The following is a 20,478-nucleotide window of genomic DNA, read 5'->3' as shown; positions in this document are numbered from 1 at the left end:
CTTAAGGTTTGCTTAAATCTAGGGAATGTTTGGGAAAATATTTTGATTTTTTAGAGCGCTTAAAAATTGCACGATCTTTTCTTTAGGGATAATCACCAAACTTTCTTGGTTTTCTAAAGTGCTGCTAGCCATCCCCATAAACTCCCCCACTTCGCTAAAATAGGGCCTCCCTCCCCACAACACGCTCCCCTTTTTAAAAGAACTATCAAGCGAAAGAAACTTTTTAGATTTTAAAAGTTCAGCCACAGAAATGCCCGTTGTCTGTATAGAAAAAGAATTCCCCTCATTCAACGCCGGGTAGTAGAGATCAGAATTAGGTGTTTTTTGATTGGTATAAGGATTTGAATGGAAAATTTGAGCGTATTTGGCATAAATCCTTGCATGATAATAGCTCTCTTCTCTTTTGTGGCAATAATCGTCTCTAAAATCGGCGGTTTTTAAAAGCGAAAGCCCTTGATCCCTATCTATCGCTTCAAGGCGCAAGCTGGCTATGCAAATCAGCTCTTTAGCGCTGCTGTCTTGCATTTTGGCTAAAACCATTTTAGGGTATAAGCCATTAGAATAAAGCGTTTCAGAAGAAGCGATATAACGCCCATTTTTGAGCAAAGTCGCATAGCCTTCTTTATAAGTCCCATCGCTAAAATACACTTTCAATAACGCAACAGAATAAACCCATGCAGGGAGCGTTGGATCAAGGGGCGGATCGTCTCTAACGATTTGAATGTTATTAGCGTTCATCATGCATGAAAATAAAACGATACAACAACCCACCGCTAATCTTTTATGCCAAAACGCCATTATCAAACTTACCGCTTAAATTTCAAAAGTATCCTGCAACACTATCGGCCAAAATACCATTTGTTTTAATTTATTGCTATAATAGATCATTTGAATGACAAAAGCTTATCGCAAAGGTTTATGATGGATCCAATTAAAACTTATGAAATTAAAGAAGAAGAGCTTGCAAAAACCGCTTACGCCACGATCAAAACCAATAAAGGCGATATCGCTCTAGAGCTTTTTTATAAAGACGCGCCCCAAGCGGTGAGTAACTTTGTAGCTCTGGCTAAAGAGGGTTTTTATGATGGGCTTAGCTTCCATCGTGTGATCGCAGGCTTTGTGGCTCAAGGAGGTTGCCCTTATGGCACAGGCACAGGCGGGCCAGGACACCGCATTAAATGCGAAGTGGCCCATAACCCCAACAAGCACAAAAGAGGCTCGCTCTCTATGGCGCATGCTGGAAGAGATACAGGAGGGAGTCAGTTTTTCTTGTGTTTTGTGGATTTGCCTCATTTAGATGGCGAACACACCGTATTTGGCAAAATCACTAGTGCAGAAGGCCTTAATGTATTGGACAAGATCAAGCAGGGCGATATTATAGAAAGCGTTGTGTTTAGCCCTTCTCTATAAGGAACAAGAGATTTAGACATGCTCATACTCAGCCGCAAAGTTAATGAAGGGATTGTCATTGATGATAATATCCACATTAAAGTCATTTCCATAGATAGAGGGAGTGTGCGTTTAGGGTTTGAAGCGCCTGAAAGCACCCTTATTTTGCGTGCTGAACTCAAAGAGGCCATTGTGAGCGAAAACCAAAAAGCTTCTGCGTGCGTAGATGAAAGCTTGTTAGAAAACATCAAAAAGGTCATTAAGCCTTGATGCATGCTTTTGAAGTTTATCCTAAGGTCAATATTTTTTTAAAAATCCTTCACAAAGAAGGGGCTTACCACAAGCTCATTTCTCGCATGTGTTTAGTCAAAGATAAGCTCAAAGACATTATTAGCGTCAAGAGTGCACTTTCCTTTTCACTAAAAGGGGATTTTGACTGCCCTTTAGAAGAAAACTCGCTCTTTAAAGCCCTCCAAATTTTAAAAAATTTTTTAAAATCAAAAAATTTCTCTCATTCTGCCATCAAATCCCTAGACACCCTAGCGATTGAAGTGGAAAAAAACATCCCCACTCAAGCCGGATTAGGCGGTGGGAGCGCTGATGCTGGGGGGCTATTGTATCATTTGAATCAAATTTTTGACTGGCGTTTGAGTTTAGAAGAGCTTTATAGCATGGGATCTTTAGTGGGTGCAGACACCAATTTTTTCATCTCGCAACACAAAAGTGCTAACGCCACTTCTTATGGCGAAGTCATTGAAAATTTTGAAGAAGAGCCTTTAGAAAATCGCCTGGAAATCTATGCGCCAAATCATGTTTTTTGCAGCACCAAAGCCATCTATCAAGCTTATAAGCCTGAAACTTGTTTTTCTCAAGCTAAAGAGTGGCTTAAAAAAACGAGTTTAGAATGCCTAAAGACTTATGACAGAAGCGAATTAAACGATCTTTTAAAACCAGCTTTACGCGCTAACCCTGCCCTCAAAGATATAGAAAGCCAACTCAGTAAGGAGTGGTTTTTTAGTGGGAGCGGGAGCGCGTTTTTTAGGCTCAAGTCCGCTCAAAAGGGGGCGAATGAAACTCATTGCCAGTAATAAAAAAGCCTATTTTGACTATGAAATTTTGGAAACTTTAGAAGCAGGATTAGCGCTTTTAGGCTCTGAAGTGAAGGCTTTGAGGCAAACTAGGGTGAATTTAAAAGATAATTTTGTTAAAATAATCAAAGGAGAAGCTTTTTTATTTGGTGTTCATATATCATTTTTAGATACAATCCACGCGTATTACAAGCCCAATGAAAGGCGAGAGCGTAAGTTGCTTTTACACAAAAAGCAATTATTGAAATGGCAAATGGAAGCGTCTAAAGAACGCTTGAGTATCGTAGGATTGAAATTGTATTTTAACCAAAAAAATAGAGCTAAAATCCAAATTGCTTTAGTGAAAGGAAAAAGATTGCACGACAAAAGACAAAGTCTCAAAGAAAAAGCACTCAATAAAGAAATTCTTACCGATTTAAAACACCACTTTAAAGGATAATAATGAAAGAAATGGTAGATTATGGGGTTATAGGGTTTTTGATCTTTTTATCAGTCATCGTTATAGCGATCGCAATAGAAAGGTTGTGGTTTTTTGCCACTCTTCGTGTAGATGACTACACAGATAGGCGTAAACTGGAATTAGCCCTACACAAACGACTGACTTTAGTGGCCACGATTGGCTCTAACGCCCCTTATATCGGTCTTTTAGGAACGGTTATGGGGATCATGCTCACTTTTATGGATTTAGGTTCCGCTTCTGGCATTGACACTAAGGCGATCATGACTAATTTAGCGCTTGCTTTAAAAGCGACTGGCATGGGGTTATTGGTAGCGATCCCTGCGATTGTGATTTATAACTTGCTAGTGAGAAAAAGCGAGATTTTAGTCACTAAATGGGATATTTTCCACCACCCGGTTGACACGCAATCCCATGAGATTTATAACAAAGCCTAAGGATTGAGCGGTGAAAAAAGTAGAATCCATGAATGTGGTGCCTTTCATTGACATCATGCTTGTGTTGTTAGTGATCGTGCTTACAACGGCGTCTTTTGTGCAAACTTCAAAGCTCCCTATTAGCATTCCTCAAGTGGATAAAGACAGCACTGATTCTAAAGACGTGTTGGACAAAAAACAAGTTACGATCGCCATTTCTAATAAGGGTTCTTTTTATTTTGACGATAAAGAAATCAGCTTTGAAAATTTAAAACACAAGGTTTCCACTTTGGCTAAAGACACCCCTATTGTCTTGCAAGGCGACAAGAAAAGCAATTTGGATAACTTTATCAAAGTCGTGGATTTATTGCAAACGAACAATCTGAAGCAGCTTTACATTCTTGTTGAAGATAAAAAGAATCAAAAAAATTAGTTTTAGTCAATTTTTAGCATTCTTTAGCTAAAATCTGTATTTATGTTTAATTTTTATCAAGGGAGTTTTAAATGAAACGCACTTACCAACCACACAACACACCAAGAAAGCGAACCCATGGCTTTCTAGTGAGAATGAAAACCAAAAACGGGCGCAAGGTGATTAATGCCAGACGAGCTAAGGGCAGAAAAAAGCTTTCCGTCTAAACCCTATGACTCTTTAAAAAACAAGAGCGAGTTTGATAGGGTTTATAGAAAAGGTTTTAAAAAACACAACCCTTTTTTTTCGCTCTTTGTTTTGGATTTATCAAAAGAGCCACCAAAAGAAAAAGAGGGCTTTAAAGATCCGCTCTCTTGCAGGCTTAAAGACCGAAATACGCTTTGTTTGTTAGGTTTGAGCGTGTCCAAAAAAGTCGGCAATGCCGTGAAACGAAACCTTATCAAACGCCGTTTGCGTTCGCTTACATTAAAGCATGCCGCTCTTTGTCAAGGGCTTGCTTTGGTGTTTGTGCCTAGAAGCGATTGTTGCCATTTAGATTTTTGGGCTTTAGAAAAACATTTTTTAGAAATGCTAACTTCCATTAAAAACTATATGAACAAAGCCTTGAAAGACTTGAAAAAAGGAATAACTCATACCTATGCGAAACAATAAAACGCCTTTTTTGAGTGCGATTTTTACGGCATCAATTAAGGGTTACCAACGCTTTTTTTCGGCTTTCACCCCTTCAAGCTGTCGGTTTTACCCCACTTGCTCCAACTACGCTCTGTGGTTACTCTGTTTTGAAAGCCCTTTGAGCGCTATGGGTAAGATCATTCTAAGGATACTCTCATGCAACCCTTTTTGCTCTGGGGGCATTGCTTACCCTACTACTCGCTTGAAACGCCCAAGCTTGATCCAATCTCATAAAGATTCTAATCGCAATTTTAAAACCATCACTTTTTGGCTCGTTCCCACAAAAAGCCACGCAACTTACTACATCATTAAGGTTTGATCACAATGGATAGAAACAACAATAATAATCTCCGCTTGATTTTAGCGATCGCTCTGTCTTTCTTGTTTATCGCTCTTTATAGCTATTTTTTCCAAAAACCAAACAAAACAACAACCCAAACCACAAAGCAAGAAACAACCAACAACCACACAGCAACAAGTCCTAACGCGCCCAACGCCCAACATTTTAGCGTTACTCAAACCATCCCCCAAGAGAATTTGTTAAGCACGATTTCTTTTGAGCATGCCAGGATTGAAATTGACTTTTTAGGGCGCATCAAACAGGTTTATCTCAAGGATAAAAAGTATCTAACCCCCAAACAAAAGGGCTTTTTAGAGCATGTGGGCCATCTTTTTAGCTCCAAAGAAAACGCGCAACCCCCCCTAAAAGAGCTCCCCCTTTTAGCAGCCGATAAACTCAAGCCTTTAGAAGTGCGTTTTTTAGACCCCACGCTCAATAACAAAGCGTTCAACACCCCTTATAGTGCTTCAAAAACCACTCTTGGGCCTAATGAACAGCTCGTTTTAACCCAAGATTTAGGCGCTCTTACTATCATTAAAACCCTGACTTTCTATGATGATTTGCATTATGATTTAAAAATCGCATTCAAATCGCCTAACAACATTATCCCTAGCTATGTGATCACTAATGGTTACAGGCCGGTGGCTGATTTGGACAGCTACACCTTTTCAGGCGTGCTTTTAGAAAACAACGACAAAAAAATTGAAAAAATTGAAGATAAAGACGCTAAAGAGATCAAACGCTTTTCTAACACCCTCTTTTTATCCAGCGTGGATAGGTATTTCACCACCTTGCTTTTCACTAAAGATCCTCAAGGATTTGAAGCCTTAATCGATTCAGAAATCGGCACTAAAAACCCCTTAGGGTTCATTTCCCTTAAAAATGAAGCGAATTTGCATGGCTATATTGGCCCTAAAGATTACCGCTCTTTGAAAGCGATTTCACCCATGCTCACTGATGTGATAGAGTATGGCTTGATCACTTTCTTCGCTAAAGGCGTGTTTGTTTTACTGGATTATTTGTATCAATTTGTGGGCAATTGGGGTTGGGCTATCATTCTTTTAACGATTATCGTGCGCATTGTCCTCTACCCCTTAAGCTATAAGGGCATGGTGAGCATGCAAAAGCTCAAAGAATTAGCTCCCAAAATGAAAGAACTCCAAGAAAAATACAAGGGCGAGCCCCAAAAGTTGCAAGCCCACATGATGCAACTTTACAAAAAACATGGGGCTAACCCGCTAGGGGGTTGTCTGCCCTTGATCTTACAAATCCCGGTGTTTTTTGCGATTTATAGAGTGCTTTATAACGCTGTGGAATTGAAAAGCTCAGAGTGGATTCTATGGATTCATGATTTATCCATCATGGATCCGTATTTCATTTTACCGCTTCTTATGGGGGCGTCTATGTATTGGCACCAAAGCGTTACGCCAAACACCATGACCGATCCCATGCAAGCAAAAATCTTTAAACTCCTACCCCTATTATTCACAATCTTTTTAATCACTTTCCCTGCAGGGTTAGTCTTGTATTGGACCACGAACAACATCCTTTCGGTGTTGCAACAACTCATCATCAATAAAATCTTAGAAAATAAAAAACGCATGCATGCGCAAAACAAAAAGGAACATTGATGCAAAATTTTATTGAAATCAAAGCCAAAACCTTAGAAGAAGCCCTCATTCAAGCTTCTATCGCCTTGAATTGCCCCATCATTAATTTGCAATACGAAGTCATTCAAACGCCCTCTAAAGGGTTTTTAAACATCGGTAAAAAAGAAGCCATTATTTTAGTGGGCGTTAAAGAAAGCGTTAAAGAGGTTAAAGAAGAGAGCGTTAAAGAAATTGACACGAAAGAAAATCATCAAAACAATATAGAAGAAAAAAAACAAAAATTAGAGATAGAAACACCGCAAGAAGAAATAATCACCCCTAAACCCCCTAAAAAAAACCCTAAAGAAGAATCTCATAATGGAGACAAACTCCATGAGATTAAGCAAGAATTGAAAGACTTATTCTCCCACTTGCCTTATAAAATCAATAAAGTGGAAGTCAGTCTTTATGAACCGGGGGTTTTATTGATCGATATTGATGGCGAAGATTCCGCCCTTTTGATTGGCGAAAAAGGTTATCGTTACAAAGCCCTTTCTTACTTGCTCTTTAACTGGATCCACCCTGCTTATGGCTATAGCATCCGCTTAGAAATTTCCACTTTTTTACAAAACCAAGAAAAGGTCATGGAAGCGCAACTCCAAAGCACGATCATGACCGTTCATGAAGTGGGTAAAGGGCAGATGAAAGCCCCTGATGGCGTTTTAACCTATATCGCTTTAAAGAAATTACGAAAAGCGTTCCCTAACAAATATGTTTCCATCAAAACCAATTTAAACGATGAAAAATACATCGTCATCAACGACTTTAATAATGAATGACACCATCGCCGCTATCGCTACCCCTTTAGGCAAGGGAGCGATTAGCATCATTAAAATCAGCGGCCATAACGCCCTAAACATCCTCAAACAACTCACCCAAAAACAAGACTTCACCCCCAGATACGCTTATGTGTGCGACATTTTTTCTAATGGCGTTTTATTGGACAAAGCGTTAGTCATTTATTTCAAAGCCCCCTATAGTTTCACCGGTGAAGACGTGTGCGAAATCCAATGCCATGGAAGCCCCCTTTTAGCGCAAAATATCCTTCAAGCTTGCTTGAATTTAGGATCTAGGCTCGCTAAAGCGGGGGAATTTAGCAAAAAAGCCTTTTTAAACCATAAAATGGATTTGAGCGAGATTGAAGCGAGCGTTCAGCTCATCCTTTGTGAAGATGAAAGCGTTTTAAACGCCCTAGCTAGGCAGCTTAAGGGCGAGTTAAAAATTTTTATTGAAGAGGCTAGGAATAATCTTTTAAAGCTTTTGGCGAGTTCAGAAGTTTTGATTGATTATAGCGAAGAAGACATTCCTAGCGATTTTTTAAAGGAAGTGTCTTTGAATTTGGAAAAACAAATCGCCTCTTTTAAAGACTTATTGGATTTTTCTAACGCGCAAAAACAAAGGAATAAGGGGCATGCCTTAAGCATCGTTGGCAAACCCAATGCCGGTAAAAGTTCCCTATTAAACGCCATGCTTTTAGAAGAAAGGGCTTTGGTGAGCGATATTAAAGGCACAACAAGAGACACCATAGAAGAAGTCATTGAATTGCAAGGGCATAAGGTGCGCTTGATTGATACGGCTGGCATTAGAGAGAGCGCGGATAAAATAGAGCGATTAGGGATTGAAAAAAGCCTTAAAAGTTTAGAAAATTGCGACATTATTTTAGGCGTGTTTGATCTTTCTAAACCCCTAGAAAAAGAAGATTTTAACCTTATTGACACCCTCAATCGCGCTAAAAAGCCTTGCATTGTCGTTTTGAATAAAAACGATCTAGCCACCAAACTAGAGCTTGAAATTTTAAAATCTTATCTTAAAATCCCTTATTCTATCCTAGAGACCAACACCCTAAATTCCAAGGCTTGTTTGAAAGATTTGAGCCAAAAAATCAGTGAGTTTTTCCCCAAACTAGACACCCAAAACAAGCTCTTGCTCACTTCCCTAGCCCAAACAACCGCCCTAGAAAACGCCATTACTGAATTGCAAAACGCTAAAAACCATTTAGAAACTTTGGAGCTTTTTTCTTATCACATTTTAAGCGCGATAGAAAACTTGAACTTGCTCACCCGCCCTTATGAAACCAGCCAGATGCTTGATAGCATGTTCAGCGAATTTTGCTTAGGCAAATAAAATCGTTTAAGGAATGGATTAAAACCCCTTTTAGTGCTGCTTTTTAAGACTTTTTACCCATTAGCGCCGTTTAATATCCATTTTTACAAAAAACCATACTGCCATTTTTCAAAAAGGGGTAAAATGAGCTAGTTTAAAATGTATACATATGTATAAGCTATTTTTGAGTAAAAATGTTAAAAAGACAATTAAGGAGATTTCATGTTAAAACTCGCTAGCAAAACGATTTGTTTGTCCCTAATCGGATCATTCACCGCTGTAGAAGCCTTTCAAAAACACCAAAAAGACGGCTTTTTTATAGAAGCCGGCTTTGAAACCGGGCTATTGCAAGGCACACAAACCCAAGAACAAACCATAGCCACCACTCAAGAAAAACCTAAACCCAAACCAAAGCCCAAACCCATTACCCCTCAAAGCACCTATGGGAAATACTACATCTCCCAAAGCACCGTTTTAAAGAATGCGACTGAGTTGTTTGCAGAGGACAATATCACCAACTTAACCTTTTATTCTTTAACCCCTGTGTATGTAACCGCTTATAACCAAGAAAGTGCTGAAATAGCAGGCTATGGCAATAGCAGCGTGGTCGTGATACAAAACTTCCTGCCTTATAATTTAAACAATATTGAGCTGAGTTTTAAAGACGCTCAAGGCAATGCAGTCAGTTTGGGCGTGATAGAGACTATCCCTAAACAATCTCAAATCATTCTGCCCGCAAGCTTGTTTAACGATCCGCAACTTAACGCTGATGACTTCCAACAACTCCAAACCACCACCACAAAATTTTCTGATGCCAGCACGCAGAATCTGTTTAACAAGCTCAGTAGGGTTACAACCAATCTTCAAATGACTTATATCAATTACAACCAATTTTCTAGCGGTAACGGCAGTGGTTCTAAACCCCCATGCCCTCCATACGAAAACCAAGCAAATTGCGTGGCTAAAGTGCCGCCTTTCACCTCTCAAGACGCTAAAAATTTGACCAATTTAATGCTGAACATGATGGCGGTGTTTGACTCTAAATCTTGGGAAGATGCCGTTAAAAACGCCCCCTTTCAGTTTAGCGATAACAACCTGTCAAAGCCATGTTATTCCAATTATTCTACATGCGTGAATCCTTACAACAACGGGCTTGTTGATCCTAAATTGATCGCTAAAAATAAAGGAGATGAATACAATATAGAAAACGGGCAAACAGGATCAGTGATATTAACGCCGCAAGATGTTATCTATAGCTATAGAGTTACGAATAATCTTTATGTGAATCTCTTGCCCCCAAGAGGAGGGGATTTAGGGCTAGGGTCTCAATATGGCGGCCCCAATGGCCCAGGCGATGATGGCACCAATTTTGGCGCTTTAGGGATATTGTCTCCTTTCTTAGACCCTGAAATACTGTTTGGCAAAGAATTGAATAAAGTCGCTATCATGCAATTAAGAGACATTATCCATGAATACGGGCACACTTTGGGCTATACGCATAACGGGAACATGACTTATCAAAGAGTGCGCATGTGTGAAGAAAACAATGGGCCAGAAGAGCGCTGTCAGGGCGGGAAAATAGAGCAAGTGAATGGGCAAGAAGTGCAAGTGTTTGACAACGGGCATGAAGTGCGAGACACCGATGGCTCTACCTATGATGTGTGTTCTCGTTTTAAAGATAAGCCCTATACAGCGGGCAGCTATCCTAATTCCATCTATACCGATTGCTCTCAAGTCCCCGCTGGGCTTATAGGCGTTACTAGCGCTGTTTGGCAACAACTCATTGATCAAAACGCCCTACCGGTGGATTTTACTAATTTGAGCAGCCAAACCAACTATTTGAACGCCAGCTTGAACACGCAAGACTTTGCGACCACCATGCTTAGCGCGATCAGTCAAAGCCTTTCATCTTCTAAATCTAGCGCCACTACCTATCGCACTTCAAAAACTTCACGGCCCTTTGGAGCCCCCTTATTAGGCGTTAATCTTAAAATGGGCTATCAAAAATATTTTAATGATTATCTAGGGTTGTCTTCTTATGGCATTATCAAATACAACTACGCTCAAGCCAACAACGAAAAAATCCAACAATTAAGCTATGGCGTGGGAATGGATGTGCTGTTTGATTTCATCACCAATTACACTAACGAAAAGAACCCTAAAAACAATCTAACCAAGAGGGTTTTCACTTCATCTATTGGGGTGTTTGGGGGGTTAAGGGGCTTATACAACAGCTATTATTTGTTGAACCAATACAAAGGGAGCGGTAATTTAAATGTGACCGGTGGGTTGAATTACCGCTACAAGCATTCTAAATATTCTATAGGCATTAGCGTTCCTTTAGTCCAGTTGAAATCTAGGGTCGTTTCTAGCGATGGCGCAACCACCAATTCTATCACCCTCAATGAAGGGGGCAGTCATTTTAAAGTGTTTTTTAATTACGGATGGATTTTCTAAGGGTTAAAATTGGCTTCAACTCCCCATTGGCTCCAAAACGCTCTTTTTAGCGTCTGTTATATTGCTAGGCGGTTTTAGTTCTGTTTTGTGCGCTGTTTTAAGCGTGAGCGTTAGTGTTCGCTCTTTTTGTTCTTGTATCGCTTGCGTGATTTCTTTAAGCTCGTTGAAGCTTTTTTCCGTCTCATTTGTTTGTTCTCTGTTTTCTTTTCCTTTCGTATTGAAACGCCCTTTTTTAGGAAGTTACAAAAATTAAAATTGAGTTAGCTTTTAAAAATGTTCGTTGGATTTGGGACAAATAAGTGAGCTAGGGGGTTTGAGGATTTTGAACGCCCAAAACCATTCGGTTTTTTCAAATGAGCTCGCTTGCGTAGGCTCTTAAAAAAGATTTTATTTTTTGCGGATTTTAGTTTTTAGTGGGTGTGTTAAAGGTGAGTGTGTGGGATAAAGAGCATTGAATAATGTGTTTTAGTTTATTTGGCAAAAACAAAAGCCATGAATTTTTAGAGGGTTATTTTAAGGGGTGTAAAACGCCATGCCAAACAAAATAATAACGCTACAAAACTGAATGAATAAGCATAAAGCAAGATTAATACCCTGCTTATAGCCCCGTATTGCCCTGCCCTTCTTTATTGGCATAATCTTTCAGTTCTTTATAAAGCAAAGATTGCAAGCGTGTGATAGCAAAATTCTTATTCTTTTCATCCACTTCAAGGCTTCTATTCAATACGAGCGTGCCTTGACAATCGCTCGCGCTAACAACCACTCTAATGCGCGTGATACCATTAGCGCTGTCTGTGAAAACTTCATTTTTGATTTGATAGAGTTTTTCTTCATCGCTAGGGGTTAGCACTCTAGCATAAGCACTTATGAGAGCGTTTTTAATCTCTGTATCGCTGTTGTTATCAAAAGTGATTTGCACTTTAGGTTTGAAAGCGTTTTGGTAATAGATTTTTTCATAATTTTCTAACGAACTCACCGGGACAGAATACGCTTTTAAAATCCTTTCTATAGGCATCGCTTTAGCCAATAAATCCCCCATGCTCTTGGATTGCTGTAAAAAAACCCCTTTACAAACCTTAGGCATTAAGGTGGAAAACTGCCCATAAAGAGCGTTATACTTATCCCTTAAACCCTGCAAAAACAAGTTTTGATTAATCCTTACTCTGGTGTAGTAGATCCCTTTTTGCGCTTCTTGATTGACAATCTCTACATTATTCAATTCCAAGTCATCGGTCTTTAAGTTAATCGTTTGCGAATCACTGGATTTTAACTTATTATCCACACGACTTTTTTGGATATGGATTTGGGAATTAACCACCACGCTAATAGACGCCACTAAATCCGCTAACGCTTTTTGTTTAGAAGCTTCTTTAGAAGTGGCTGAACCACTCCCATAAAGATAGCCTTTTTGGGTGTTTGTTTTGTTGTAGGCCTTGCTATACCACTTAGGCTCTGCGCTTAAATTGGCACCCACAAAAGCCATAAGGCATGCAAGAATAATCTTTTTCATATTAATCCTTACTCATTCGTTAAAGCGACATGCTTCTTAGTGATCTTTAGAAGCACATAAACTTTATCCGTATCAATAAAAGTGGCCTTTAGCTCACTAGCCTTAATCTCTATTTTATCCCCCTTGAAAGCTTCCATCACTTTCTCTAAGGCGTTTTGTCTGGCTGAGGACAAGCTATAATCCATATCATCTGAAAGCAATATATCGCTCATCCCGCACACTAAAAATTTTTCATCTTTGGTTTGGGTCTTTTCAATCTGCACTCCTTTTGAGCAATCTCTCGCCCACTTAGGCAAGGACTTCCCCCACGCCACTCCCAACACCAAAGCAAGCGCAATAGCAAGGCGTTTCATCAAAACCCTACTTTTTAACCATGCCCAACTCTTCGCGCACTTTATCCACAATTTGCTTATCCAAGCCCACTAAAACAAAAACCCTATCTTTACCAACATAGCGGGCAAGCATTTTAGAAGCGATCAATTCCTTATCCACTAATTGAGAAATTTTTTCAGTATCAGTGCCGCTGATGGACCTTTTACCAGAAGCGTCTACCGTTCTAGTTTTTTCATTTTCCAAATCTTTTTGTAAAGTGGATTTTAGGTTCGCCGCTAAATTAGCCCTAGCCTTCGCTGTAGCCTGATTCGTAGAATAATCCACATCATTATTGGTGATCAAATCTTCAGCCCTTCCTAAAAAGACCCCTGAATATTTTTCATACTTCGCCACTTTTTCTAAATCCCCTACTACCCAATCAGGAGCGCCTTTAGTCGCTTCTTTGTAAGCCTTATTGCTTTTACTGATACCTGATTTTGGGGCATGGCTGCAACCTACGATCACCATCGCTGCTATCACACTCATCCCTAAAATTTTTTTAACTTGATTTTTCATTGTTCATCCTTTCAAATATAAATTTAAAACATACGCTTATTGCTAGCATTTTTCACAATAGGCTTAACATCGCTCCATACCTCTTCACCCGTTTTCCTGTTGGTAAGGCTTAGGGTGAAGTCATAGTCCAAGCGCTGCCTAGAACTACTAATAGAGGCTGCGATATTGGATACTTTACCACTTAAAGATAAATCAGCAGCTTTTAAAGTGCCTTTTTCTACAGTGGTGTCTTGATTATACTCTTCGCTCTCTCGTTCTTTTTCGCGCTGTTTCACCATTCGGCTATCCGCTGCAATGCCACTCCCTCCGCTCGCCCTTGTGATATTGAACCTCCCATTAGATCGCAACCGCAACTGCCGCGCGATTTCGGTCGTCAAAAGATTCATGTCCAAATTGGGCTGCGTGGTGTCGTTAATCACATCTGAAACTTCAATCAAATGCTTGCCCTTGAGTTGCTCAAAATTAGGGTCGCTAAACATGGAATCTAACATCGCATTAGCGGTTAGCAATAAATCCGTGCTGTTAATACTTGCAGTCGTATTTTTAGTGGCATCATTCACATTTTGATAAGTCGCCATTTCGCTTGAGCAACCCACCCACAATAAAGCGCTCAAAATCACCGAGCTTATAATTTTTAATTTTGTTTTCAATAACATAATGATAGAAACTCCCTATTCAAAATTTAAAACAGATACATCTGTTTCTAATTTTAAACTTCTAATCTAAACACACAGTGTTTTTGCGGATTTTAGCATTTTATGCGTCTTTTTTTTCACATTTTACAAGTTCTAGCCCTACAAATTTCACACTGCAAGCATTAATACCACAAATTCGCTCATTTTTAGCTTAATTAAAGGAACTTTTTTAACAAACATGCTGATTTAAAAACGATAAAAAACGATTTTTTAGGATAAAGAAAGATAAAAGCTATTTGAAGTTAGCCCCCCTATCAAAAAGGGGGCTAAAAAGATTTCTATGAGTTCTTATTTTAATAACAAGACTCTTTAACGCTCTTTACAATAACGCTTTTAGAGCGTCTTCAATCGGTTTTTGAGAGCTAGGTTCTACAAGCCTTTCACCCACTTCTTTGGCGTTTTTGTAAAAAATCAAAGTAGGGATCTTGCGGATGCCTAAACTCTCTTTTAAATCCTGGCTTTCATCAAAAGAAACCTTAAAAAATTCCACCTTGCCTTTGTAAGTTTTGGCTAAATTTTCCATGATCGGCTCAATCTTCCTGCAATCCGGGCACCAACTCGCCCCGACATTAACCACTACCGCTTGATGAGCGGTTTTTTCTGCGTAATTCTTCCCGTTAATCACTTCTAACATGATAATCCTTATTTTTTATTTCCCCCAACCGCCGAAGTATAGCATATTTCAAGCGCTAATCCCTTTTAGTATTAGCCCTATTAGCCATAAACGCATGCAGTTCGTTGTATTCTTGGCGGTTTAAAAAACGCATTTTCCCTACCGGCAAGGCATTCAAATTCACAAAACCATAACGAACGCGCCTTAAATCCAACACTCCAGCGTTAAAAAACGCAAAAAAACGCCTTAGTTCTCTGTTTTTCCCCTCATTGATGATGACTCTCAGTTTAGAATATTTGGCATGGTTTTTGATGATTTCATAACCAATAAAGGGGGCAAATTCCATGCTTTTAATGGGGGTTTTTTGGTGCGCTCCCTTAGTAGCGTTTTCTAATTTCAAGCCCTCTTGCATGGCGTTTTCCATCTCTCTTGTAACAAAGCCTTGAATTTTAATGAGATACTCTTTTTCTAAATTCGCATGCATTAAAGCGCTCACCACCGCCTTACTATCGCTTAATAATAGCACCCCCTCGCTCGCAAAATCCAAACGCCCCACCGGCGCAAAATGGGCGTATTTTTTCTCCAAGCTTTCATAAATCACGCGCCGTTTTAAGGGATCGTTTTTGCTCACTAACTCGCCCTTTGGCTTGTGATAGACCAGCACGCTGAATTTTTTGTTTTTTAAAGGTTTGATGAGTCGTTTGTCTAAAAACACCTTGTCGTTTTCTTTAACCACGCTAGCGAGTTTGGCATGCTCATGGTTGATTTTCACCCGCCCTTCTAAAACCAATTTTTCAGCTTCTCTTCTGGAGTGCTTGGTGTAATGGGCTAAAAACTGGTTGATCCTCAAGCTAAATCCCTCCACTCTAATTCTTTAAAATCGTCCTTGATCTTTTCATTTACCATTAAATCGCTTTGGATTTTGAATTGCTTATCCTTATCTTTGATGATCAAATACAAGGGGCGTTTACCCTGGTGTTTTAGAGCGCTCTCTTTGATCTGTCTTAAAAACTCTTTTTTCACATCGTTTTCTAACACGATCGCTAAAGAGCAAGAACTGGAGGCAAGTATTTCAAAGGGGGGGATTTCGCGCACATCTTCTTTTTGCTTGTCAGGGTCTTTATAGCGGGCTTTAGGGATTTTAATCTCTTTGGCGCTCTCTAAATCCAAGATTTCAAAAAGCCTTAATCGCGCCACTTCTTCTTGCTCTTCAATCTTGCATTTAAACACTAAAGGCTTATTAATATCCAACTCTTCTAAAGCGTTTAATTGCTTTTCAAACAGCATGAGTTCAAACTTGCCGTATCGATCCAAAATGTCCGCTGTGCCATAAGGCTTACCGCTTCGTTTGCCAATTTTCTTTTTAACCTCCATGATTTTACCCAGCAAATAAGCCTGCGATCCGATTTCTAATTCTTCAATATCAATGCTTTTGACTAAATTTTTAAAGCCCTTAATCTCTTCTTTAAACTCGTCTAAAGGGTTGCCTGAAACATGGATTCCCAAAGTTTCATACTCGCATTCTAAAAGCGTTTTAGCGTCATGCTCGCCCAAATCAACCATGTCCAAAACAACCTGCTCCTTAATTCCGCCTTCCATGGCTCCAAAAAGGGAGTTACCCCCTTGCATCATTTCATTAGCCTTGTCTTTAGCGCGCCCCGCATCACAGATCAAATCCAAGTTAGCGAGCATGGTTTTTCTAGTGTAGCCTAAATTGTCCAAGCTCCCTGATTTCACCAATGGCTCTAAAGATTTTTTAGTGAGTTTAGAAAAATCCACCCGTGAAATAAAATCTTCCAAACTCTTATAATCCCCTTTAGCCCTTTCTTCAATGATGTTTTTAATCGGCTCACCCCCAACCCCTTTAACCGCTCCTAAACCAAACACGATTTTCTTTTCTAGCTCACCCTTTTGGTTTTTAAACTCCGCCACGCTGAAATCTTGCATAGAAGAATTGATGTGCGGAGGCATCACTTCAATTTCTAAAGCCCTGACCTCATCAATATAGCGCGCCACGGATTCGATCTTATTGGATTCGCTAGTGAGCATCGCTGCCATGAACTCGTGCTTGTAATAAGTCTTTAAATACGCCGTTTGGAAAGTGATCATCGCATAAGCGGCTGAATGCGATTTGTTGAAACCATAACCAGCAAATTTAACGATCAAATCCCACAAATTAGCCGCTTTTTGGCCATCATGCCCTAAATTCTTAGCGCCTTCTACAAACTTAGCCTTATTGTCCGCCATGATTTGAGCGTCTTTTTTCCCCATAGCACGGCGGATGAGATCCGCTTCACCCAAACTGAAACCGCCAATAGTTTGCACGATTTGCATCACTTGCTCTTGATAGACGATCGTGCCGTAAGTGGGCTTTAAAATCGGCTCTAGTTCTTTAAACGCATAAGCGATAGGCTCAATGCCATGCTTTCTGTTCACAAAATCATCTACCATGCCTGATTCCATAGGTCCCGGTCTCCCTAGCGCGATAATAGCGATAATGTCTTCAAAGCTTGAAGGCCTTAAGCGTTTGTTAAGCCCTTGAAACATTCCGGATTCAATCTGGAAGATCCCCACCGTATCCCCGCTTTGGATCGTTTTATACACTTTCGGATCGTCCATATCCAACGATAAAAAATCCACATCAATCTTATATTGCGTTTTAATGATTTTAAGCGCATCATCAATCACGGTCAAGGTTTTAAGCCCCAAAAAGTCAAACTTAATCAAATCCACCGGCTCTAAATACTTCATGGAATATTGCGTAACGATACCGCCGGTTTTTTCAGAGGCAAACAAAGGGGTTTTGTGCCACAATTCTTTTTGGCTATCCACCACTAAGGCTGCGGCATGCACGCCTGCGTTGCGATTCAAATTCTCTAAATTGAGCGAATATTCCCACACTTGTTTGGCTACTTCATTGCTCTCCACCAATTCCTTGATTTTAGGCTCTAATTCCCACGCCCCCTCTATGAACTCGCCATTTTTTTCATAACCCTTAAGCGTGATGCCTAAGCGGTTAGGAATGAGTTTGGCAAAATCATCGGCTTCTTTATAGGGCATGTCCAAAACCCTTGCGACATCTCTGATCACGCCTTTAGCCAACATCTTGTTAAAGGTGATGACTTGAGCCACATTGTATTTGCCGTATTTTTCAATCATGTATTCTATGATTTCCTTACGCCGGCGTTGGCAAAAATCCGTATCAATATCAGGCATGCTGACTCTTTCAGGGTTTAAAAACCTTTCAAAGAGCAAATCGTATTTTAAGGGGTCAATATCCGTGATTTTTAAAGCAAAAGCCACCAAACTCCCGGCTGCACTCCCCCTACCAGGCCCTACAGGAATGCCCATTTCTTTAGCGTAACGGATAAAATCCCACACAATCAGCATATACCCCGGGAATTTCATGTTCGTAATGACTTCAATTTCTTTTTCTAAGCGTTCTTTATATTGATCATGCTTTTCTTTTGGCACTAAAATTAAGCGCTCTTTCAAGCCCTCTCTGGCCTTATAGGCGAAATAAGAAGCGTCATCTTCAAAATTCAGCCCCTCTTCTTTAGCGTAAGCTTTAGTGAATTTGAAACTTGGGGGGGTTGGGGGGTTCTTTTTATCGTCTTTTAAATCAATCTCTAAAACGCATTTATCAGCGATTTCTTGGGTGTTTTCTAAAGCTTCTGGAATGTCTGCAAAGAGCTTTGCCATTTCTTCAGGGGATTTAATGTAAAACTCATGCACGGAGTGTTTCAAGCGCCCCTTATCGTTTAGGGTTTTACCCATCGCTACGCACATCGCCACTTCTTGAGCCTTAGCGTCATTGGGCATGGTGTAATGGGTGTCGTTGGTGGCAATGATTTTTAACCCTGTTTCTAAAGACATTTTAATGACTTGTTCATCAATGAATCGCTGATCCAAAATGCCATGGCGCATGATTTCTAAATAAAAATCGTCTTCAAAAATCTCTTGGTATTCGCAAGCGATTCTTTTGGCTTCATCATAGCCTTTAGCCCCATACTTGCGGTTTCTCTCATTATTAGTATTTAAATGGTAATTGACTTCCCCTTGCAAGCATGCGCTAGAAGCGATAATGCCTTTAGAATGCTCCCTTAGAAGCTTTTTATTGATGCGCGGAAAATAATAAAACCCTTCTAAATACGCCATAGAGCTTAAGAACATCAAATTTTCATAGCCCTCTTGGTTTTTAGCGAATAGGCACAAATGGAAGCGTTGCTTGGTTTCTTTGCTAGAGAGGTTGTCATCATTATGGATATACGCTTCCATGCCGATAATAGGCTTAATGCCTTCTTTTTTCATGCTCGTGTAAAAATCAATCGCTCCAAACATGTTCCCATGATCAGTTACGCTCACGCTTTTCATGCCCAATTCTTTAACGCGTTTGGCTAGAATTTTGATCTTGTTCGCCCCGTCTAAAAGCGAATATTCTGTGTGCAAGTGCAAATGCGTGAAGGCTTTATTCTCTTTCATTGTATAACCCCTATTTGGATTTAACGCCATTATACCTATCGCTCTTTAAAAAACTCTTTATCGGATCGTTTAGTGGTGAATTATTTTAAAATGGTGGTTATAATAAGAAAGTTTTGTCTTATTTTTAATACTATTTTAGGAGTTCATCATGAAAAAATCCATTTTATTGGGCGTTTGCTTGGCTTTTTCTTGCGTTTATGCTTTAAGCGATATGGATTTGATTAAAAAAGCGAAGGAAAGCCAATTAGAACCCATGCCTATGGGCAAAGCGCTCAAAGAATACCAGATCAAAAAAACTAGAGATGTGGGCATTGGCGCTAAAAACAGCGAAATCATGACCTCCGCTCAAGTGGAATTAGGCAAAATGCTCTATTTTGACCCTAGGATTTCCACTTCCTATCTTGTGTCTTGCAACACATGCCATAATCTGGGATTAGGCGGGGTGGATCTAATCCCAAGCGCCATAGGCTCTCAATGGAAGAAAAACCCCCACCTTTTAAGCTCCCCAACGGTGTATAACTCCGTGTTTAACGATGTGCAGTTTTGGGATGGTAGGGTTACGCATTTAAACGAACAAGCGCAAGGCCCGATCCAATCTTCTTTTGAAATGGGGGCTGATCCTAAAGTCGTGGTAGAAAAAATCAATTCCATACCAGGCTATGTCAAGCTCTTTAGAAAAGCTTATGGCTCTAAAGTCAAAATTGATTTTAAATTGATCGCTGATAGTATCGCTATGTTTGAAGCCACGCTCATTACCCCAAGCCGTTACGATGATTTTTTAAGAGACAATCCTAAAGCGCTCAGTAAAGCCGAAAAAGAAGGGCTGGATTTATTCATTTCTAAAGGCTGTGTGGCGTGTCATAATGGCATCAATCTTGGGGGGACGATGCAGCCTTTTGGGGTGGTCAAACCTTATAAATTCGCTAATGTGGGCGATTTCAAAGGCGATAAAAACGGGCTTGTGAAAGTGCCTACTTTAAGGAATATCACCGAAACGATGCCTTATTTCCATAACGGGCAGTTTTGGGATGTCAAGGATGCGATTAAAGAAATGGGCTCTATCCAGTTAGGCATTGAAATCAGCGATGAAGAAGCGAAAAAGATTGAAACCTTCTTTGAAGCCTTAAAGGGTAAAAAACCTAAGATAATCTATCCAGAACTCCCTATAATGACAGACAAAACCCCTAAACCCTCTTTTTGATTTCAAAAAGTCCTTTTAGGGGGCTTGATTATTTAAAAAGCTAGGGTCAAAAATAATTTAAGCCCTAGAAAAGCCTTAAATTATC

The 20,478-nt window shown here is 39.9% G+C and carries 22 protein-coding genes; 14 read left to right on the top strand and 8 right to left on the bottom strand.

What is annotated here, in order from left to right; translation table 11 throughout:
- Nucleotides 1-18: 18 nt before the first annotated feature.
- Nucleotides 19-798, bottom strand: coding sequence for a hypothetical protein (locus BZK24_RS01050; protein WP_077656305.1), 780 nt, complete (start codon nucleotides 796-798; stop codon nucleotides 19-21).
- Between the two features lie 123 nt (nucleotides 799-921).
- Between BZK24_RS01050 and BZK24_RS01045 the strand changes: the two genes are divergently transcribed.
- The 13 genes from BZK24_RS01045 (at nucleotide 922) to BZK24_RS00985 (ending at nucleotide 11,004) form a co-directional block, all read left to right on the top strand.
- Nucleotides 922-1,410, top strand: coding sequence for a peptidylprolyl isomerase (locus tag BZK24_RS01045; protein ID WP_001875504.1), 489 nt, complete (start codon nucleotides 922-924; stop codon nucleotides 1,408-1,410).
- An 18-nt stretch (nucleotides 1,411-1,428) separates the two neighbouring features.
- Nucleotides 1,429-1,659: a carbon storage regulator gene (locus BZK24_RS01040; protein ID WP_000906441.1), complete on the top strand. Its 231-nt coding sequence runs from the start codon at nucleotides 1,429-1,431 to the stop codon at nucleotides 1,657-1,659.
- Entirely contained in the window at nucleotides 1,659-2,477 is an 819-nt protein-coding gene (locus BZK24_RS01035) for a 4-(cytidine 5'-diphospho)-2-C-methyl-D-erythritol kinase (protein ID WP_171972358.1), read from the top strand. The genes BZK24_RS01040 and BZK24_RS01035 overlap by 1 nt, the downstream gene beginning before the upstream one ends.
- Nucleotides 2,458-2,916: an SsrA-binding protein gene (gene smpB / locus BZK24_RS01030; protein WP_077656303.1), complete on the top strand. Its 459-nt coding sequence runs from the start codon at nucleotides 2,458-2,460 to the stop codon at nucleotides 2,914-2,916. Before BZK24_RS01035 ends, smpB begins: the two co-directional genes overlap by 20 nt.
- 2 nt (nucleotides 2,917-2,918) lie before the next feature.
- Nucleotides 2,919-3,371 (top strand): TonB-system energizer ExbB, encoded by a 453-nt coding sequence (exbB, locus tag BZK24_RS01025; RefSeq protein WP_024751164.1) that lies wholly within the window; start codon nucleotides 2,919-2,921, stop codon nucleotides 3,369-3,371.
- 10 nt (nucleotides 3,372-3,381) lie between these two features.
- Nucleotides 3,382-3,783, top strand: coding sequence for an ExbD/TolR family protein (locus BZK24_RS01020; RefSeq protein ID WP_000755082.1), 402 nt, complete (start codon nucleotides 3,382-3,384; stop codon nucleotides 3,781-3,783).
- A 71-nt stretch (nucleotides 3,784-3,854) separates the two neighbouring features.
- Entirely contained in the window at nucleotides 3,855-3,989 is a 135-nt protein-coding gene (rpmH, locus tag BZK24_RS01015; protein WP_001847286.1) for a 50S ribosomal protein L34, read from the top strand.
- The gene (gene rnpA / locus BZK24_RS01010; RefSeq protein WP_001112497.1) at nucleotides 3,949-4,434 is read left to right on the top strand and encodes a ribonuclease P protein component; all 486 of its coding nucleotides are present in this window, start codon (nucleotides 3,949-3,951) and stop codon (nucleotides 4,432-4,434) included. The genes rpmH and rnpA overlap by 41 nt, the downstream gene beginning before the upstream one ends.
- Complete coding sequence (gene yidD / locus BZK24_RS01005; RefSeq protein ID WP_001245472.1) at nucleotides 4,421-4,774, top strand: membrane protein insertion efficiency factor YidD; 354 nt, start codon at nucleotides 4,421-4,423, stop codon at nucleotides 4,772-4,774. The genes rnpA and yidD overlap by 14 nt, the downstream gene beginning before the upstream one ends.
- A gap of 5 nt (nucleotides 4,775-4,779) precedes the next feature.
- Nucleotides 4,780-6,426 (top strand): membrane protein insertase YidC, encoded by a 1,647-nt coding sequence (gene yidC, locus BZK24_RS01000; RefSeq protein ID WP_077656302.1) that lies wholly within the window; start codon nucleotides 4,780-4,782, stop codon nucleotides 6,424-6,426.
- Nucleotides 6,426-7,223 (top strand): Jag N-terminal domain-containing protein, encoded by a 798-nt coding sequence (locus tag BZK24_RS00995; RefSeq protein WP_077656301.1) that lies wholly within the window; start codon nucleotides 6,426-6,428, stop codon nucleotides 7,221-7,223. Before yidC ends, BZK24_RS00995 begins: the two co-directional genes overlap by 1 nt.
- On the top strand, nucleotides 7,216-8,568 hold the full coding sequence (gene mnmE / locus BZK24_RS00990; protein ID WP_171972357.1) for a tRNA uridine-5-carboxymethylaminomethyl(34) synthesis GTPase MnmE: 1,353 nt from the start codon (nucleotides 7,216-7,218) through the stop codon (nucleotides 8,566-8,568). The genes BZK24_RS00995 and mnmE overlap by 8 nt, the downstream gene beginning before the upstream one ends.
- Before the next feature lie 201 nt (nucleotides 8,569-8,769).
- Nucleotides 8,770-11,004 (top strand): outer membrane beta-barrel protein, encoded by a 2,235-nt coding sequence (locus BZK24_RS00985; protein ID WP_077656299.1) that lies wholly within the window; start codon nucleotides 8,770-8,772, stop codon nucleotides 11,002-11,004.
- Nucleotides 11,005-11,602: 598 nt separating this feature from the next.
- Here the strand turns inward: BZK24_RS00985 and BZK24_RS00975 are convergent.
- The 7 genes from BZK24_RS00975 to dnaE all read right to left on the bottom strand — a co-directional run bounded on the left by BZK24_RS00975 (nucleotide 11,603) and on the right by dnaE (nucleotide 19,192).
- On the bottom strand, nucleotides 11,603-12,514 hold the full coding sequence (locus BZK24_RS00975; RefSeq protein ID WP_077656298.1) for an LPP20 family lipoprotein: 912 nt from the start codon (nucleotides 12,512-12,514) through the stop codon (nucleotides 11,603-11,605).
- A gap of 8 nt (nucleotides 12,515-12,522) precedes the next feature.
- Nucleotides 12,523-12,867, bottom strand: a complete 345-nt coding sequence (locus tag BZK24_RS00970; RefSeq protein WP_001992930.1) for a hypothetical protein — start codon at nucleotides 12,865-12,867, stop codon at nucleotides 12,523-12,525.
- A gap of 7 nt (nucleotides 12,868-12,874) precedes the next feature.
- A complete protein-coding gene (locus BZK24_RS00965; RefSeq protein ID WP_000795968.1) occupies nucleotides 12,875-13,402 on the bottom strand; it encodes an LPP20 family lipoprotein in 528 nt (175 codons plus the stop codon).
- Between the two features lie 23 nt (nucleotides 13,403-13,425).
- The gene (gene lpoB, locus BZK24_RS00960) at nucleotides 13,426-14,058 is read right to left on the bottom strand and encodes a penicillin-binding protein activator LpoB (RefSeq protein ID WP_077656297.1); all 633 of its coding nucleotides are present in this window, start codon (nucleotides 14,056-14,058) and stop codon (nucleotides 13,426-13,428) included.
- Nucleotides 14,059-14,416: 358 nt separating this feature from the next.
- Nucleotides 14,417-14,731 carry a thioredoxin family protein gene (locus tag BZK24_RS00955; RefSeq protein WP_000895155.1) on the bottom strand — a complete coding sequence of 105 codons (315 nt, stop codon included), beginning with the start codon at nucleotides 14,729-14,731 and terminating at the stop codon, nucleotides 14,417-14,419.
- A 55-nt stretch (nucleotides 14,732-14,786) separates the two neighbouring features.
- A complete protein-coding gene (locus BZK24_RS00950) occupies nucleotides 14,787-15,575 on the bottom strand; it encodes a pseudouridine synthase (RefSeq protein WP_077656296.1) in 789 nt (262 codons plus the stop codon).
- A complete protein-coding gene (dnaE, locus tag BZK24_RS00945; RefSeq protein WP_077656295.1) occupies nucleotides 15,557-19,192 on the bottom strand; it encodes a DNA polymerase III subunit alpha in 3,636 nt (1,211 codons plus the stop codon). Before dnaE ends, BZK24_RS00950 begins: the two co-directional genes overlap by 19 nt.
- Nucleotides 19,193-19,340: 148 nt before the next feature.
- On the opposite strand from dnaE, the gene BZK24_RS00940 reads away from it, so the two are divergent.
- Nucleotides 19,341-20,393 carry a cytochrome-c peroxidase gene (locus BZK24_RS00940; protein ID WP_077656294.1) on the top strand — a complete coding sequence of 351 codons (1,053 nt, stop codon included), beginning with the start codon at nucleotides 19,341-19,343 and terminating at the stop codon, nucleotides 20,391-20,393.
- The last annotated feature ends 85 nt before the right edge of the window (nucleotides 20,394-20,478 follow it).

Origin of the sequence: Helicobacter pylori (assembly GCF_001998165.1) — a bacterium.
In the GTDB taxonomy this organism is placed as follows: Bacteria; Campylobacterota; Campylobacteria; order Campylobacterales; family Helicobacteraceae; genus Helicobacter; species Helicobacter pylori_DL.
Note: the sequence above shows the minus strand (reverse complement) of the source record. Positions and strands in the feature narration are given on the sequence as shown.